The following is a 17,328-nucleotide window of genomic DNA, read 5'->3' on the forward strand; positions in this document are numbered from 1 at the left end:
TACTATGAAAGAAAGGCAAAATAACGCTTCGCATGAAGATGCTCGGCATGATAATGCTCAGCAAGGATATGTAGCAATTACTAAAGCTGAAAAACTACAACAACTTGAAGAAAAAAATAAGATGGCATTGCTGGGGGGGGGAGAGAAACGAATCAAAGCCCAACATGATAAAGGGAAGCTAACGGCTAGAGAAAGGGTAACCCTTTTGCTGGATGAAGGTTCGTTTGAAGAAACAGGTAAGTTTGTTGAGCATCGCAGTACTTCATTCGGACTGGAAAAACAAAAGTATTTAGGTGATGGCGTAGTTACGGGTTATGGTACATTGGATGGACGTTTGGTCTATGTTTACTCTCAGGACTTTACAGTCTTTGGAGGATCTTTATCAGAAGCTCATGCTGAAAAAATTGTAAAAATCATGGATCTGGCTATGAAAAACGGAGCACCTATCATTGGCTTGAATGACTCAGGAGGTGCCAGAATTCAGGAAGGCGTGGTCTCATTAGGTGGATACGCCGATATATTTTACCGAAATACTTTAGCTTCAGGCGTTATTCCACAGATTTCAGCGGTAATGGGGCCTTGTGCCGGTGGTGCAGTCTATTCTCCTGCTATAACCGATTTTATCTTTATGGTTGAAAAAACCTCCTATATGTTTGTTACAGGTCCTCACGTAGTAAAGACCGTCACTCAGGAAGATGTAACAGCTGAAGAGTTAGGGGGAGCGATTACCCATAGTACAAAAAGTGGAGTGACACATTTTGCGTGTAAAAATGAATTACAGTGTATAAAAGACATTCGTCACTTGGTAAGCTATCTACCCCAGAACTGTGAAGAGGATGCCCCACACCTTGAATACCAGCCTAAAGAAGACGAAAGTAGGGCAGCTTTGGATGATATCGTACCAGAAAACCCTAATCAGCCCTATGATATGCGTGATGTGGTCAGTGGCATAGTGGATGAGGGTAGCTTTATGGAAGTTCATAAGAATTTTGCTGAAAACATAGTAGTTGGTTTTGCCAGGCTAGGGGGGAGGAGTATAGGAATAGTAGGCAATCAACCAGCTACTTTGGCGGGTGTATTGGATATCAATGCCAGTGTAAAAGGAGCTCGTTTTGTTCGTTTCTGTGATAGTTTTAATATCCCTTTACTGGTTTTAGAAGATGTACCAGGCTTTTTACCCGGAACAGACCAGGAGTGGAATGCGATTATTACCAATGGTGCAAAGTTACTTTATGCTTTCAGTGAGGCTACGGTTCCTCGCGTGACAGTAATTACGCGTAAAGCTTATGGAGGGGCTTATGATGTGATGAATTCTAAACATATTGGCGCTGATATGAATTATGCCTGGCCTAGTGCAGAAATTGCAGTAATGGGGGCCAAAGGAGCGTCTGAGATTATTTTCAGGAAGGAAATCAAAGAGGCTGATGATCCGGAGGCTAAACTTCAGGAAAAAATAGATGAATATACCACCACTTTTGCTAATCCTTATATGGCGGCTAAAAGAGGATATATTGATGAAGTAATCTATCCTCATCAAACAAGAGCTAAGCTGATGAGGGCTTTCAAAATGCTGGAAAATAAAGTGGATAAGTTACCAAAGAAGAAACATGGCAATATTCCTCTTTAGGTAATGTAAGGCAGAAGTTTGTTGTGTATTAGGATCTAGCCAGACTTATCTTGTAGCTAAATTGGTTGCAGATGAAGCAGATTGTTTTTGGGTTAGTATTTTTATCAGTAATTAGGGTTGGGTATTCACAGGAGAATTTTGACCAGCCTTCTGACGAAGTACAAATTATTTTCTGGAATGTAGAGAATCTTTTTGATACGCAGGATGACAGCCTGAAAAACGACGACGAATTTTTGCCTTATGGCATCAGAGGATGGAATAGAGAACGTTATCAAAAAAAATTATTCCACATATATAAAACCTTACTTGCTGCCGGTCAATGGAAGTTCCCGGGGCTTATTGCACTCGCTGAAATTGAAAATGTAAGTGTGTTGAGAGATCTGCTTGAACAAACTCCATTGCAAAGAGCTGGTTATGACATCATTCATCAGGAATCAGAAGACAGGAGAGGAATTGATTTGGCAATATTATACAGGCCGGCGCTTATCCAGCCTTTAGATACAAACTTTATCCGACTTACATTTCCTGATGATACGTATCGGAAAACAAGAGATATAATCTATCTGAAAGCCAAGCTTCAGGAAAGCTTGGAATTTCATCTTTTTGTCAATCACTGGCCATCTCGTTACGGCGGCGGTAAATCATCAGAGTCACGCAGAATCTATGCTGCTTCGGTAGTGAGAGAAAGAGTGGAAAGAATCATAGATCAGGAAGCTAATGCGTCAGTGATAGTCACCGGAGACTTCAATGACTCTCCTGATGATCCAAGTTTACAACTGTTAGCGGGCAAAGATTCCAGCCTGGTGATCATCTCTAACAAGCATTTTGACGGGACGCATAAGCATCAAGGTTTGTGGAGTCATTTTGATCAAATGTGGGTTAGCAAGCCGCTGTTGATGAGTGACAGATTTTATGTGAAGAGTCAAACAGCAAAGGTTTTTCATCCTGATTGGTTACTTGAAAAAGATAAGACCTATGGTGGTGTTAAACCCAATAGAACTTATGCTGGTTACCAATATCATGGAGGATTTAGTGATCATCTGCCGCTTATGCTTACATTAAAGACTATGGCTGAAACATCAGCAGAAAAAGAACAAAAATAATAATATGCAAAGTATCAGCAGAAGTATTATTGTACCGGCAAGATTAATTATGGTCATGTGGGCGGTATTGCTCTTTGAGTATACCTATCGGATTGATTTAGCGCTTTTTGGTATCATGCCCCGTACAATAAGAGGGATGGTGGGTATAGTAACTTCCCCTTTACTTCATGGCAGTGTCAGACATTTAGCTTCTAACACTATTCCATTGCTTTTCCTGGGAACAATGTTATATATGTTCTATACCAAAATTGCTACCCGGGTTTTTCTGCAGTGTTATTTTCTGACAGGAGTATTGGTTTGGGTTTTTGCCCGCCCTGCTTTTCATATAGGAGCCAGTGGACTTATATATGGTCTGGCTTCATTTCTTATCTTTTTCGGAATATTCAGGCAGGACTTTAAATCCCTGCTGATCTCACTGCTTATAATGTTCATTTATGGTGGGTTATTTTATGGTGTACTTCCTACGCTGGCAGGTGTATCCTGGGAGTCGCATCTATTGGGAGGAGTAGTAGGGTTTTACAATGCAGTAAGTACCAGCAAAACCAGAAGTGTGAGCTATTAAGTAAGCAACTCTTTGGCGTTTTCAAAGGCAATATTGGAAGGATTATTACCCCCAATCATTTTTGCGATTTCCTGCACTCGCTCTTCTTGTGTGAGCTTCTTTATTTTACTAACCGCCTTACTTGAACTGTTGTCTTTATACACGAAATAATGCGCATTACCTTTGGCAGCTACCTGCGGTAAATGACTGATGGCTATCACCTGATGATTTTTGGCCATTTCCTTCATCATGTTTACCATTTTGATGGCAATTTCTCCAGACACACCCGTATCAATCTCATCAAAAATAATAGTAGGCAAAGAGATTTTATCTGCCAATATATATTTGATGCAGAACATTAGCCGGGAAAACTCTCCTCCTGAAGCTACTCCTTTAATTTCCTGTGGAGCAATTCCCTTGTTTGCACTAAAAAGTATATTAATTTCATCCACGCCACTGTCACTTGGAGGCACCTGAATTCGTGCTACTTTCAGATGAGCATCGGGAATGCCCAGGTTTTTTAGCAGTTTGGCAATTGTTTCGGCAAAGTCATGGAATACCTTTTGTCTGGAGTTACTTAGATTCTCGGCATGTACCATCATTTCATTGTAAGCGGCATCCTTAACCGACTTGAGTCTTTGCAGTTCCTGGTCAAGATTGAGAACTTTATCCAATTTATGTTCAAGCTCATACTGGATTTCCAATAACTCTTCTACAGTATCTACCTGATGCTTCTGCTGCAATTGATAAATGAAGTTGACTCTTTCACGTACTGTTTCTACTTTATCAATATCAAAGTCTACTTCAAGCGCTTCACCTTCAGCTTCGCTATTAATGTCTCTTAACTCTATAAGGCAGCTTTCCAGTCTTTGATAGAGTAGCTCATACTTATGTGAAAAAGAAGAAATCTTAGCAAGTGACTGTTTGGCCTGCACCAGCATGTCCTCAACACTATGGGTATCATTTGCCAAAAGTGTGTTAAGAAGGTTGAGCTGTTCTTTAATATTACCCGCATTTTCCATTACCCGAAGTTCATCCTCAAGTTTGTCCTGCTCTCCGGCCTGAAGCTTGGCTTTATGAAGCTCTTTCAGCAAAAACTCATGATAATCAGCCTCTCTTTTCATTTCGGTAGCCTGCTGTTTCAGCTGTTCATATTCACTTTGCGCTCTACGGTGGTGGTAATAGCTTTGCTGATAGATTTTTAGCAGATTTTCATTGTCTGCAAAGGCATCAATAATTTCTAATTGGTAGATATTGTTAGCTAGTAGGAGGCTGTCATGCTGGCTATGGATATCAACCATAAATTTGCCAACGCCTTTCATCGTTTCCAGTCTTACTGGGGTATCATTGATAAATGCACGTGATTTTCCGCTGGGGGTGATTTCTCTGCGTAATATACAAACCGGGTCATAGTCCAGCTCTTCTTGATCAAAAATTGACTCAAGCTGGTATTTGTTTACTGTAAATGTGCCTTCAATTACGCATTTAGAATCCTCATTATAAAGAGTTTTCTTGTCAGCACGGTTGCCAAGCAGTAAACCTATTGCTCCGAGCATTATAGATTTTCCCGCTCCCGTTTCTCCAGTAATGATATTCAGAGATTCAGAAGGCTCCATTTCCAGGGCCTCCAGCAATGCGTAATTTTTAATTACTAAGTTTTTGAGCATACAATACTGAAAAGTAAAGCAGTCAGTTTATGTCTAAAATACAATAAATTAATCAGACTAGTCTTTAAACAGTCATAAGCATGTATTTTGTTTACCCGATTGGGAATTAAGTAATGCGTTAAAACCGCTCAAAAAATAAGTAAAGACTTAGCCACTATTTTATACTTGAACTAAGTACACAAAGCTACAACATGGGATGAGGAATAACAATAGTCGCAAAAATACTTATCAAAAGTATTAATTGTTAATGATAACACTATAGTCATCTGTCATGGTAGGATTAATCTCTACTAATGCGTTATAAGCATTTCTGCGGATCTGGGTATCACCTTTAGAAAAGGTGCTAATAATCTCATCATTTTTAGCATCAAAAAAAGATATCAACAAAATAGATTGGGGAAATACTTTACTTACCTTTTGTATTTCTTCCAGTGCTGAAAGCATATTTTTACGGCTTTCAGCTTCATCCTCCATAAAAGTGTCTAACCCTTTGCGATGATAATTATATATGCCTCTTCGGACGGCTGTCATTTGTGGGTTAATAAAGTTTTCTGCCAGCCAGTAACGGTTGCGCCTGCGGTTGCTCCCAAACTGGTCCCACCCTGCACCACCTAGTTGCTGTGCGTTACTGACAATCAGTTGGGCTCTTTCAAAAAATGTCTGTCCCCCTAATTCGCTAAAAGAATCATAGTCCAGTCCCAAAATGATGTTCGCATAATAAGCGAGCAGACTGGTAATATTACTGGTATAAGAATTAAGATTAAACTCTAAAGGTTGTGATTCTACATACTGAAACTGCCAGTCACGGTCTGCAAAATTGAGCATCAGTGACTCATAGTTAGTTCCGTATACAGGACGTGAAGACTGTACCTGTACAGTTGCCTGGAAATTACCTACAGAGGGCATTTGCTCTATGTTGATCACGAAATTGCAGTTGACTCTTTCTTCGGGAGCAAAAGCATCATCTGTCCATTTTCGGTTGTTCAAAAATTGCTGAAAAGCATTTTCCATGTCTGTAAATACTCTCGTCTCAGTAGTCTGTACATTCTGAAAGTTTACGACAACATTTGCGTTAAGCTCCTGAGCAGCTAATGGCAAACGAGAAATGAAGAGGAGTGAGAATAATATAGAAAATACACTTTTAAGCATGGTAATTATCTTTTATAAGCTGAATGATATCCCGGGCAACTTCCTGTTTTGACTTTAACGAAAACACTTTTACGTCATCTTTTTCAGCGAAAAAAACTTTTATCTTGTTAGTATCATACCCAAAGCCTGCACCTTTATCATTTAGTGAGTTCAGCACGATCATATCAAAGTTTTTGCCTTTTATCTTTTTGTAAGCATTGGCTTCCTCATCATTTGTTTCCAGTGCAAAACCGACCGTAAACTGATTCTTTTTTTTCTTGATACTTAAGGTTTTCGCGATATCAGGCGTTTTATGAAGTTCTAGACGCAGTGTATTGCTATTTTTCTTTATTTTTTGCTTTTGTATGTCTACGGGCGCATAATCAGATACTGCAGCCGCAAAAATCGCTATATCACATGTATCAAAATAAACTTGAGCCGCGTCCAACATTTCCTGAGCCGATTTTACAGGTGCTAGTGTGATTAATTTGTTTGTTACCTTAAGATTTGTGGGGCCACTGACAAGATATACTTCAGCACCATTATTCGCTAACTCAGTAGCCAGTGCATACCCCATCTTACCCGAAGAAGCATTACTGATATAACGTACTGGATCAATAGCTTCTTGTGTGGGGCCAGCTGTTAGTAGTACTTTTTTGCCTTTGAGAGGTAAATCATTAGCAAAGAAAGTCTTTACTGTCTGCAAAATATTTTCGGGCTCTGCCATCCGTCCCTGTCCACTCAAACCACTGGCAAGTTCACCGGATTCTGCTTCTATAATCAGATTACCATAGTCTCTCAATTTTTGCAAATTAGCTTGCGTAGAGGGATGTGAATACATATCCAAATCCATAGCCGGAGCAAGCATTACTTTACATCGGGCAGACAAATAAACTGCCGTGAGTAAATCATTACAAAGTCCCTGAGAAAATTTAGCGAGCGTGTGGGCACTGGCAGGTGCGATTAACATTAGGTCGGCCCACAGCCCTAATTCTATATGGTTATTCCAGCTACCCTCTTGAGGATTAGAGAAAAAAGTAGAAAGCACTGGATTTTTGGAAAGCGTGGAAAGTGTAAGGGGGGTGATAAAATCTTTAGCCGCATCAGTCATAACCACTCTGACCGCTGCCCCTTCTTTCGTAAGTAGACGAACGAGAAAAGCGGCCTTATATGCCGCTATACTCCCGCAAATTCCTAATATTATTTTTTTGCCTTGCAGCAAAATAATGAATTATTGTTCGTCTTCTTCAATACGTCTGAACCCTATTTCTCCATCCAAAAACTCCTCAATCGCCATAGAGGTAGGTTTAGGCATTCTTTCATAAAATTTGGAGATCTCAATCTGCTCTCTGTTTTCAAAGACCTCTTCAAGGTTATCTACTGTTGAGGCAAATTCAGCAAGCTTGCCGTTTAATTCCTCCTTCATAGCTACAGAAATTTGACGAGCTCTCTTAGAGATAATAGCTACAGATTCGTAAATATTGCCAGTTGGCTCGGCAATTTTATCCATGTCACGTGTTACAATGGAGGCGGAAATGTTAGTTTTTTTATTCATTGCTTTATAGATGCTTTACTGTCACTAGTGTCTTTTTGAATTTTACTTATACAAGTTTCGTAAATGTCTTCTGCTTCTTCTACAAACTTGCTTTCAGGATACTTGTCTATAAAATATTGATAGTATTCAATAGTTGTATAATATCTTTCTTTCTGCTTTACTAAAATACTTTGTTCTGCCAGTTTAAACTGTGCTGCCACTTTCCAGTAACTAATTTCTTCATTCAGATGAGAATCAGGATAGTCTTTCTGAAAATTATTGAAAGCGATTATTGCTGCTTTATAATTTTCAAGCCTAAAATATAGTGTTGCATTTTCGTAAGCTTTTACTTCCAACTTGGCCTGTAACTCATCAAGAATCTGCTCAGCTTTGTCGGTGTATTCGCTGTAAGGGTACTTGTTGATGAAAAGCTGCATGGCCTCAATAGCCTCAAAAGTACTTGTTTGGTCTAAATTAGGAACAGGAGACTGAAGATAAAGAGAGTAGGCATGCATATAAAGTGCCTCGGTTGCAAATTGGCTTCGCGTATAAGTATCGAAGAAGTTTTTGAAGTAATGCGCACTTAAAATATATTTTCTTTCATAATAGTGAGCATATGCATAGTAGAATTGAGCTTCTTCGGCAGTTTTTGTCCCCTTTATAATAGGTAATACTTCTTCTAACAAAACAATGGCCCTATAATAGTCCTTGTCCTGATAGTACTCTAGCGCGGCATCGTATTTTACCTGCCAGTCTGAGCTTTTTTGAATTTTCCTAAAGTCACTGCACGAAGTAGTGAACAATATGAAAAGACCTAAAACTGTGAAGTATATATTTTTTTGCAATGCTTATGTATTTATGTATTTATGTGCTGCAAAGTTAATCGTATCTTAATGAAAATACAATGTATGTCGCAGAAACAAAGTTCCTAAGATTATGTCAATCAGATAAATAAACGTAAACAGAAGGGGCTTATTTCCTTACAACCATCTTTTTGGTAGCTACATTCTTACCGTTGAGTTGCAAAGTGTAGAAATAAATTCCATTTGAAAGTTGCTCGGTAGGAATTTTAATACTGTTTTCAGAATAAGGAAGCTCTTGTTCAATTACCTGATTGCCCAGTAAATTGAGAATCACAATCTTGGCTGACTGACCAAAATCTAATGAATAGTCAATAGTTGCAGAATTAGCGATAGGGTTTGGATAAGCATTGCTTACTTTCAAGTCAGGACGCTGATACAAAATTCCACTAGGAAAATCTCCTTGTACGTGAAATCGGAAGGAACGCTCGATAGCATTAGTAGGATTGTCGGTATCAAAGAAAAGAAAACGGATGTTACCTTGTACCTCATCAAAAATAGCACTGAGGTTAAATGAAATACCATCGTAGGTTTCACCAGGCTCCAAGGTTTTAATTTCTAGCAAACCATTTTTATCAAGGCAATTGTCACCGGAACAAATGGAAGCCAATAATTCTTCGTTTTCCTGATCAGTGTCCAGTATTTTAATAGCCAATCTTAAAGGCTGGTCGGAGTCATTTCGAATACTGAGGGGGGATTTATGAAATTCACCAGTCTGCATGTAATATTCTTCCTGTGAGTTTAGCAGCGTAAACCCCTGAGGATAAGCACTTAAGCTACAGAAGAATAAAAAAACTGGTAGAAGAAATCTCATAAAACGGTGATCAAAAGTATTTATTTCATAAAATTAACTCAATTTTTTTCTATAAATCAACTAATTTTTAGCATTTTCTTACATGTAGTTCAAAAAGAAATTATTCTCCCGGAGGAGAATTTTGCATACCTTTTTGCCCTCCTTCCGATATTGATTTTTCAATATCCTCCTCGTCTTTGTTACGTTTTAAAGCAGTTCTCTCGATAACCTGTATTTTGGTTGGCCGTTCTTCAATTCTCCACTGGAAACCCTGAAGTTGTTTGTCATCTTTGCTTAATTCGTGTAGAGGGATGAGCTTGCCATTGGGTTGAGTATAAAAAGAAATGTTATCAAGAGCTCCTTCAGCAAACCTCAATACCATATCACTGCATAAGATATAGTTCATGCCAACCATAATAGAATCTTGCTCAAGTACAAAATAAATGCTTTCTCCATTGCCATTGACATCAATGTTTTTTATCTGTCCCTGATCAAAATCTACTACCATTTTACGGCCTTTCACCTGATTAAAGTTGTTAATAGTATCTTTAGAAATCACAAAAGAATTTTGTATTACATTCATTTTTTCTATCTGTCCATTCACAATCTCGAGGTTGATAGAATCAGCTACGATCTGGCTTTCATCATTCCACAAAATGGGATCACGGTAGAGATAAAGGATAGAATCGGTGATATGGTAGGCAAGAGAATCTGATAAAGCCTGTAAATCACTTCTGTAAATTCTTACATCGTGATAAGCCAGTATTCTTTCCTTGGCTGGAATAGAATCCTCTACACTCACCAGAGTGTCTGCTGATAGAAAAAGAGTATCCAAACCCATAGGTCTCCTCATCACTGCCTGACCATATACTTTGGTTATCCCGATATTTCTACGGTAGATTGCGCTATCCCCGGTGATTATTACATCATTGTCTTTAGAGACCATTTCTACATTAGAAGTAGCCCGGTAGAGTTTTTGTACATCATCCAGAAAGAGCCGATCCGCACTAATAACGTACTTTTCAGTTTCTACAGTTCCTAAGCCAAATATAGACTGCTTTTCAGTGGTAAGGTACTCGCTACCTGCTTGAGCCGTCAACTCAGTGCCATCATTAGAGGTGATGAGTGTAGGGCCTAAAGTGTATGCGACTTTCGTTTCAGTATTGTATTGAAGTGTATCAGACTCAAGTTTATAGTCCGGATTCGTCAGTACAACACTATCTTTGAAAGAGGCCATATTGGATACAGTATGATAGGAACCTTCTATACTTGTCAGTACATTGGTGGAGTCTACCAGTCTGCCTCCCTCATAATAATATGCCAAATTAGCAGGCAGGTCATAATCCAGATAGTCAGAGTACAACGTCATACTTGGAGTGGTATAAATTACATTGCCACGCATTTGGGCTACCCTTACATTTCCATCATAAATTAGTCTGTCTCCCACTACCTTAATGGTGTCGCCCTCTTCAACGCGGACGCGTTCCCCAAATACTTCAGTTAAATTTTTCTGATTGTATAAAATCACTGAATCACCAAAAATACGGGTATTACCCTGCCTGAGAATTACATTGCCAATGAGCTTACGAAACTGTTCATCGGTCTCTGGGTTTTTTCCTCCCTGAAAAACTTCAGCATTTTCAATTTGTATGTTTTTTTGTCCAAAGGCTGAGAAAGTACAAACAAAAAAGAACAGGAGAGGTAAGTAGAAATATGCTATCTTCATTATTTAATGATGCTTACATTTTAAGTCAAAAGACCCTAACTCTCTTTGACGAATAATCTTAAAGTATGGTTAACAAATTCGGGGCATTTATTAACGAAACAAACTTATTTACTAAAAATACTCCTATACTGCTAGCCGTCAGCGGTGGAGTAGACTCGGCTGTGATGGCTGACTTATTTGCTGAGGCTAATTTCAGTTTTGCAATGGCACATTGCAACTTTCATCTAAGAGCAGAGGAATCCGATGGCGATGAGACTTTTGTGCGCCAGCTTGCAAGTCAGTATGGAGTTGAGTGTTACATCCAAGATTTTGATACGATTGACTATGCTGAGCGTGAGAAAATGTCTATAGAAATGGCTGCCAGAAAGCTTCGTTATGCTTGGTTTAAGTCTCTGCTATCGCAGCATAATTATACTTATGTTGCGACCGCTCATCACAAAAATGATGTGTTAGAAACTGTACTTTTTAATTTGAGTAGGGGCACCGGTATTGCCGGTTTGCATGGCATTAAGCCCAAAAAGGGTAATGTGATACGTCCATTGCTGTTTGCTGACAGAAAACAGATTGAGAATTACGCTCGGGAAAAACAACTACTATGGAGAGAAGACCGCTCTAACCAGGATGAAAAACATAGAAGAAATCTGATCAGGCGTAAGGTGATTCCTGTATTAGAAGAAGTTAATCCTAATTTACTACAGACGATGGAGATAAGCCTTGAGAGGATTTCAGAAACAGAAGATGTATTCAGGGCAGTTGTCAAAGACCTGAGATCGGTCAGTGTTCGTAGTGATGGTAAAGATGTTTATTTGAATATCAAAATTTTAAAAAATCAGCCGGGTTTAAAAGTAATTCTACATGAATTAATCAAAGAATATGGTTTTCAGTATCATCAAAGCAGAGAAATCGCGGAAGCTATTAAGAAGCGAGAGCATAACTCTCAAGTAGGAAAAGTTTTTGACTCGTCCACGCATCGCTTGAATATTGATCGTAAAGAATTAGTGATTAGTTCTACTACCGACTATATAGCAAGTTTATACGAAATAGATGGAAAAGAACATACTTTACAGACTGATGAGTTTACATTAAACTTTAGCGTACTGGACGCCCACAAGTATAAAATAGTCCCCCTGGCTAATATCGCCGCTTTGGATCATGAGAAACTGCAGTTCCCATTAAAGTTACGTACCTGGAAAAAGGGTGATCACTTTTTCCCATTGGGAATGAACCGCAAAAAAAAACTCAGCGATTTTATGATAGACCTCAAAATTCCGCTAAACTTGAAAAAAAGAGTCATGGTATTGACCTCTGGTAACGATATCGTATGGGTAGTAGGCCAAAGAATTGACCATCGTTACAGAGTGACAGAAAACACCAAGCAGGTTTTTGAGATCAAACAAGAGGTTAAACCCCTGCCATGAAAATTTTGATATAAACGCCAGAAAAGCAGGATTACCTATCTGAACCTATGAAAAACCCGTTTCAACGCTCATATTCTGCTGAGGAGACCAGTATTTTTAATTTTTTGTCAGGCATCAAAATCTTTGAAGCACTCTCGGATGATGAGAAAGCATTTTTTTTACCCTATCTCTACCTCAGAAAATACAAGCAGGATGAAGTTGTTTTTTTTAGAAAAGATCCCAGTCATGCCCTTTATGTGATTAAGAGAGGTAAAGTCTCAATTTCATTTGATGTAGGTGAAGAATTAGAAGTACTGAATCAAATTGGAACAGGGCATTCATTTGGAAACAACGCCTGTATAGAAAATACCAATCGCTTTTATAATGCTATTGTTACCTCTCCTGATGCTGATCTTTATGTAATTCCTCATGTAAATATCATGGATATTTTCTCAAGTCAGCCAAAGATTAAAGCAAAAATGTTAGCTTCGCTAACTGAGATGTACGATGAGTATACCAAGCAGCTATTTGCTTCGTATCGTTCTTCCAAAGGGTTTTTTAGCCTGGACCTGCTCTATACTACTTTTTGAGTAGGGTGACCCTCAATGAATAAACTAGCGCAATGCAATTGGCGCAATGCAATTGGCGCAATGCAATTGGCGCAATGCAATTGGCGCAATGCAATTGGCGCAATAATTACTATCTTCTTTGCGCTACTTTATTAAATTTGTGTCTTATAGACGATAATTTTTTCACCAAACTATAAAATACGTATATACTATGAAAGTAACTGTAGTAGGAGCTGGAAACGTGGGAGCAACCTGTGCCGATGTATTGGCCTATCGTGAGGTAGCCAATGAAGTTGTATTGGTAGATATAAAAGAAGGGCTAGCCGAAGGAAAAGCCCTGGATATCTGGGAAAAGTCTCCGATCAACCTTTATGATACACGTACCATTGGTTCCACCAATGATTACTCTAAAACTGCCGGATCGGATGTGGTAGTAATCACTTCCGGGCTTCCCCGCAAGCCTGGTATGTCGCGCGACGACCTGATTGAAACTAACGCTGGTATTGTAAAAACGGTAACCGAAAATGTTGTAAAGCATTCGCCGGAGGCTATCATTATCATCGTGTCTAACCCGCTGGATGTGATGACCTACCAGGCACACCTGACCTCAAAAGCATCTCGTAATAAAGTAATGGGTATGGCGGGAATTCTGGATACCGCTCGTTATCGTTCGTTCCTGGCGGAGGCAATTAATGTTTCTCCCAAAGATATACAGGCTGTACTGATGGGTGGTCATGGCGATACTATGGTTCCTCTGCCCCGTTACACTACTGTGGGAGGTATTCCGGTAACCGAACTTATTGAAAAGGAGAAGCTTGACGCTATTGTAGACCGTACCAAGTCCGGAGGTGGAGAGTTGGTGAAGCTGATGGGCACATCAGCCTGGTATGCTCCGGGTTCAGCAGCGGCTCAAATGGTTGAAGCTATCGTAAAAGATCAGCGTCGTGTATTCCCAGTATGTGTGAAACTTGAGGGAGAATATGGTATAAGTGACTGCTACCTGGGAGCGCCGGTAATTCTTGGTAAAAATGGAATTGAAAAGATTATTGAGCTTGAGCTTACCGATGATGAAATGCAACTGCTCAAAACTTCTGAAGGACATGTAAGAGAAGTAATGCAGGTATTGGATAAGATGTCCTAAATTAGTAAAACACTATATCTTTTGGAAAAAGGCTTTATCACTAAAGCCTTTTTTTTTGCGTAAACATGAATACCCATTTGAGAGAAAGAAATCTAAAACCAAACTAAATGTCATCATGAAAAATTGCCTCACTTTCTTTATGCTTGTTGTTGTTTTCGCCTGTGAACCTTCAGCTAAAAATGATCAAGAGTCTACCAAACTAAGTCCTGAAGAAACCGCCCAAGACTCCCTGTTCAATGAAATGATGGCGATCCACGATGAAGTGATGCCTGAGATGGATCATATTTTCCGCTTACAAAAGAAATTAAAAACACTTATTGATAGTTTACAAAATGAAGAAGCAACCGACCCAGGTATGCTTGACTCACTTACAAACTATAATGATGATCTGCAAGATGCAGATGAAGCCATGATGCACTGGATGCGTTCTAATGACTTTGAGTTTGAAGGTATGGAGCATGAAGAAATTATGACTGAACTGGCATCAGAAAAAGAGAATATCATCGTTGTTAGAGAGAAAATGCTAAACAGTATTCGTAAAGCTGAAGACATTTTACAACAAATTGAAACCCCTTAGCTATTTGCTTTATTACAACTATTTCTTGACTGCCCTGCTTGTGTTGTTACTCGCCTGTAGTAATGAAAATGAGCCAGAGAAAGAAGTTGTATATGATCCTACCCCATATCAACCAAATTTACCTTGGTACTTTCCCGATCAAATAAGTTTACCTGCAGATAACCTGTTGACTGAAGAAGGTGTAGCGCTGGGCCGTATGCTTTTTTATGAGAAACAGTTATCAGCAGACCAAAGTATATCCTGTGCCTCCTGTCATCAACAGGAGAAAGCTTTTACCGATGGCTTGCAGTTTCCACAGGGAATTGATGGGGGGCAGGTAAATAAAAATACTATGTCACTCCATAACTTATTATGGGTAAGCCGTCTGAATTGGGATGGCAGGTCAGTCAGCTTGGAAGAACAGGCAATTGGTCCGTTGACCAATCCCTTGGAGATGGGCCTAACCGATGTAGATGAAGCCGTCTTACGTTTGCAAGCTACCGAAATTTATCCGCCCAAATTTTTTGAAGCTTTTGGTACGGACAGCATTACTGCGGAATACCTACTTAAAGCACTGGCTCAGTTTGAGCGAACACTCATCAGCAATCAATCTAAACTGGATCGCTACTGGCGCAATGAGTACGAGCCCACAGCGCTGGAACTCAAAGGAATGACTCTTTTTTTTACCCATCCTGAGGCCTCTCAGGGTATTCGGGGAGGAAACTGTGGAGACTGCCACCTTGGTCCTTTTACCGGAGGTTCTGCTGATGCATTTAATGGCTTTCATAATAATGGATTAGATCAGGATAGTGAACTGGAAGAAGGACTTGCCGGACATACCGGAAATGCATTTGACCAAGGCAAATTCCGTGCTCCTTCCTTACGAAATATTGCTTTGACTGCCCCCTACATGCACGATGGCCGGTTCAGTACGCTTGAAGAAGTATTAGTGCATTACGATGAGCACATCCAGATGAGTAGTACACTTGACCCATTGATACAGGAAGCTAGTAATGAGCCCATCAATGAAGGAGAGCCCATAAAATTACATCTTTTACCGGAGGAAAAAGACGCGATCCTTGCCTTTCTACATATGTTGACTGATAGTACATTTATTGAAGATGAACGTTTTTCAAATCCATTCGCCCAATGAGAATACTATCTAATGCATTGAGTTTATTGATAGTGGTTTTCGCTGTCTCCTGTAAAGATGCAGAGAAGCCTGAAGGAAGGGCTTCATTAAAGTTAAATTTTAGCCATTATGTTGACGGAGAAGCTTTGCAGTTTAATACAGCTCGGTATACCAATGCCCTAGGAGAGGTTTTCAGTCTCTCAAAGGTTAGGTATTATATTAGCAATATCAAATTAAGGAATAAGCTGAAGGGGGAGGTATACTTAATGCCGGAAAGCTACCATTTGGTAGGTACTGAAGATGGTGATGTGTTTGAAATTCTCATTGAAGATGTACCAATAGGTGACTACAACCAAATGGAGTTTGCCATTGGTGTAGATAACAGTACCAGTACTTCTACTGATAAAGTTGGTGCCCTAGATCCTAGTAATGATATGGCATGGAACTGGAATACTGGTTATAAGTTTCTATTAGTAGAAGGTACATATTATGCTGCTAATGATCAGCACAAAGCCTTAGTGTATCATGTAGGGGGTGATCCAAGTTACCGTAAACTAACGTATACACTTGGGGAGGATGGTATACCTGAACTCAGTATCATTGCCGCTAGTGAAGTACAAGTGAATGTTTGGTTAGATATCGCTGAACTTTTCAGGGGACCAAATACTCTTAGCTTTGAAGAGTATCCGGTGGTGAAATTTGATCCTTTTGCAGTAAATATCGCTGACAATTATGCTTCAGACATGTTTATCATAAAAAGTATTGAATAGTTTATGAATGTACATATCACAAGAATAGAAAACGGACTATCACCATTAAAACAGCAGTTAGTAAGTCACCCGCTTTATCAGAAAATCAAGACTCCTCAGCATCTGCATACTTTTATGGAGCAGCATGTATTTGCAGTCTGGGACTTCATGTCTCTGCTTAAATTTTTACAGAGAGAACTGACCTGCATTCAGCATCCTTGGCTTCCCGCTCAGCATACTTCGGCCGCGAGAATGATTAACGAAATCGTGTTGGGTGAAGAAACAGATGTAGATCGCCATGGAAGACCTGCCAGTCATTATCAATTGTACCTGCAAGCAATGGATCAGGCAGGGGCTGATTATTCTTCGATTAAGCGACTGGAGATACTGCTTCGTCAGGGGACACCGCTCATTCGTGCCATTTCCTCACTACAACTTCCTAAGCAAGTTAAAACTTTTATGGATTTTACTTTCCAAACTATTGACAGGGGGGTAGTACACGAAGTAGCCGCAGTATTTACCTGGGGTAGGGAAGACCTGATTCCCGATATGTTTACCTCACTCGTGAAAGATATACAGAAAAACCATCATACAAATCTGGGTGACTTTGTGTACTATCTTGAGCGTCATATTGAACTGGATGCAGATGAGCATGGCCCTATGGCAATGCAGATGATGGAAGCTCTATGCGGTGATGATCAGCTAAAGTGGAATCAATGCTATAAAGTGGCCCAGAAAGCACTAAAAGCAAGAATTAACTTGTGGGATGGTATAACAAAGGCCATTCATTGATTAAACGATGACA

At 39.5% G+C, this 17,328-nt stretch carries 17 protein-coding genes; 10 read left to right on the plus strand and 7 right to left on the minus strand.

Annotated elements, in window-relative coordinates; translation table 11 throughout:
* Positions 1-121: 121 nt before the first annotated feature.
* The 3 genes from OKW21_RS04125 to OKW21_RS04135 all read left to right on the plus strand — a co-directional run bounded on the left by OKW21_RS04125 (position 122) and on the right by OKW21_RS04135 (position 3,292).
* Positions 122-1,627, plus strand: a complete 1,506-nt coding sequence (locus OKW21_RS04125) for an acyl-CoA carboxylase subunit beta (protein ID WP_277487606.1) — start codon at positions 122-124, stop codon at positions 1,625-1,627.
* A gap of 71 nt (positions 1,628-1,698) precedes the next feature.
* Positions 1,699-2,730: an endonuclease/exonuclease/phosphatase family protein gene (locus tag OKW21_RS04130; RefSeq protein WP_277477577.1), complete on the plus strand. Its 1,032-nt coding sequence runs from the start codon at positions 1,699-1,701 to the stop codon at positions 2,728-2,730.
* Between the two features lie 4 nt (positions 2,731-2,734).
* Positions 2,735-3,292 (plus strand): rhomboid family intramembrane serine protease, encoded by a 558-nt coding sequence (locus OKW21_RS04135; RefSeq protein ID WP_277477579.1) that lies wholly within the window; start codon positions 2,735-2,737, stop codon positions 3,290-3,292.
* Here OKW21_RS04135 and recN read toward each other — a convergent pair.
* The 7 genes from recN to OKW21_RS04170 all read right to left on the minus strand — a co-directional run bounded on the left by recN (position 3,289) and on the right by OKW21_RS04170 (position 10,979).
* Positions 3,289-4,938 carry a DNA repair protein RecN gene (gene recN / locus OKW21_RS04140; RefSeq protein ID WP_277477581.1) on the minus strand — a complete coding sequence of 550 codons (1,650 nt, stop codon included), beginning with the start codon at positions 4,936-4,938 and terminating at the stop codon, positions 3,289-3,291. The genes OKW21_RS04135 and recN overlap by 4 nt on opposite strands.
* A 237-nt stretch (positions 4,939-5,175) precedes the next feature.
* The gene (gene porD, locus OKW21_RS04145; RefSeq protein ID WP_277477583.1) at positions 5,176-6,087 is read right to left on the minus strand and encodes a type IX secretion system protein PorD; all 912 of its coding nucleotides are present in this window, start codon (positions 6,085-6,087) and stop codon (positions 5,176-5,178) included.
* On the minus strand, positions 6,080-7,288 hold the full coding sequence (gene coaBC, locus OKW21_RS04150; RefSeq protein ID WP_277477585.1) for a bifunctional phosphopantothenoylcysteine decarboxylase/phosphopantothenate--cysteine ligase CoaBC: 1,209 nt from the start codon (positions 7,286-7,288) through the stop codon (positions 6,080-6,082). Before coaBC ends, porD begins: the two co-directional genes overlap by 8 nt.
* A 9-nt stretch (positions 7,289-7,297) precedes the next feature.
* Complete coding sequence (locus OKW21_RS04155; protein ID WP_277477588.1) at positions 7,298-7,621, minus strand: DNA-directed RNA polymerase subunit omega; 324 nt, start codon at positions 7,619-7,621, stop codon at positions 7,298-7,300.
* Positions 7,618-8,445 carry an outer membrane protein assembly factor BamD gene (locus OKW21_RS04160; protein WP_277477590.1) on the minus strand — a complete coding sequence of 276 codons (828 nt, stop codon included), beginning with the start codon at positions 8,443-8,445 and terminating at the stop codon, positions 7,618-7,620. Before OKW21_RS04160 ends, OKW21_RS04155 begins: the two co-directional genes overlap by 4 nt.
* 127 nt (positions 8,446-8,572) lie before the next feature.
* Positions 8,573-9,274, minus strand: coding sequence for a T9SS type A sorting domain-containing protein (locus tag OKW21_RS04165; RefSeq protein ID WP_277477592.1), 702 nt, complete (start codon positions 9,272-9,274; stop codon positions 8,573-8,575).
* Positions 9,275-9,374: 100 nt separating this feature from the next.
* Positions 9,375-10,979 carry an OstA-like protein gene (locus OKW21_RS04170; RefSeq protein ID WP_277477594.1) on the minus strand — a complete coding sequence of 535 codons (1,605 nt, stop codon included), beginning with the start codon at positions 10,977-10,979 and terminating at the stop codon, positions 9,375-9,377.
* A 65-nt stretch (positions 10,980-11,044) separates the two neighbouring features.
* On the opposite strand from OKW21_RS04170, the gene tilS reads away from it, so the two are divergent.
* The 7 genes from tilS to OKW21_RS04205 all read left to right on the plus strand — a co-directional run bounded on the left by tilS (position 11,045) and on the right by OKW21_RS04205 (position 17,315).
* Positions 11,045-12,397: a tRNA lysidine(34) synthetase TilS gene (gene tilS, locus OKW21_RS04175; protein ID WP_277477596.1), complete on the plus strand. Its 1,353-nt coding sequence runs from the start codon at positions 11,045-11,047 to the stop codon at positions 12,395-12,397.
* Positions 12,398-12,444: 47 nt separating this feature from the next.
* A complete protein-coding gene (locus tag OKW21_RS04180) occupies positions 12,445-12,966 on the plus strand; it encodes a Crp/Fnr family transcriptional regulator (RefSeq protein ID WP_277477598.1) in 522 nt (173 codons plus the stop codon).
* A 190-nt stretch (positions 12,967-13,156) separates the two neighbouring features.
* The gene (gene mdh, locus OKW21_RS04185) at positions 13,157-14,086 is read left to right on the plus strand and encodes a malate dehydrogenase (RefSeq protein ID WP_277477600.1); all 930 of its coding nucleotides are present in this window, start codon (positions 13,157-13,159) and stop codon (positions 14,084-14,086) included.
* Positions 14,087-14,141: 55 nt separating this feature from the next.
* A complete protein-coding gene (locus tag OKW21_RS04190) occupies positions 14,142-14,663 on the plus strand; it encodes a hypothetical protein (RefSeq protein ID WP_277477603.1) in 522 nt (173 codons plus the stop codon).
* Positions 14,664-14,688: 25 nt separating this feature from the next.
* Positions 14,689-15,795 carry a cytochrome-c peroxidase gene (locus OKW21_RS04195; protein WP_277477605.1) on the plus strand — a complete coding sequence of 369 codons (1,107 nt, stop codon included), beginning with the start codon at positions 14,689-14,691 and terminating at the stop codon, positions 15,793-15,795.
* Entirely contained in the window at positions 15,792-16,544 is a 753-nt protein-coding gene (locus tag OKW21_RS04200) for an MbnP family protein (RefSeq protein ID WP_277477607.1), read from the plus strand. Before OKW21_RS04195 ends, OKW21_RS04200 begins: the two co-directional genes overlap by 4 nt.
* Before the next feature lie 3 nt (positions 16,545-16,547).
* Positions 16,548-17,315: a DUF3050 domain-containing protein gene (locus OKW21_RS04205; protein ID WP_277477610.1), complete on the plus strand. Its 768-nt coding sequence runs from the start codon at positions 16,548-16,550 to the stop codon at positions 17,313-17,315.
* The last annotated feature ends 13 nt before the right edge of the window (positions 17,316-17,328 follow it).

Source organism: Catalinimonas alkaloidigena (assembly GCF_029504655.1).
Taxonomy (GTDB): Bacteria; Bacteroidota; Bacteroidia; order Cytophagales; family Cyclobacteriaceae; genus Catalinimonas; species Catalinimonas alkaloidigena.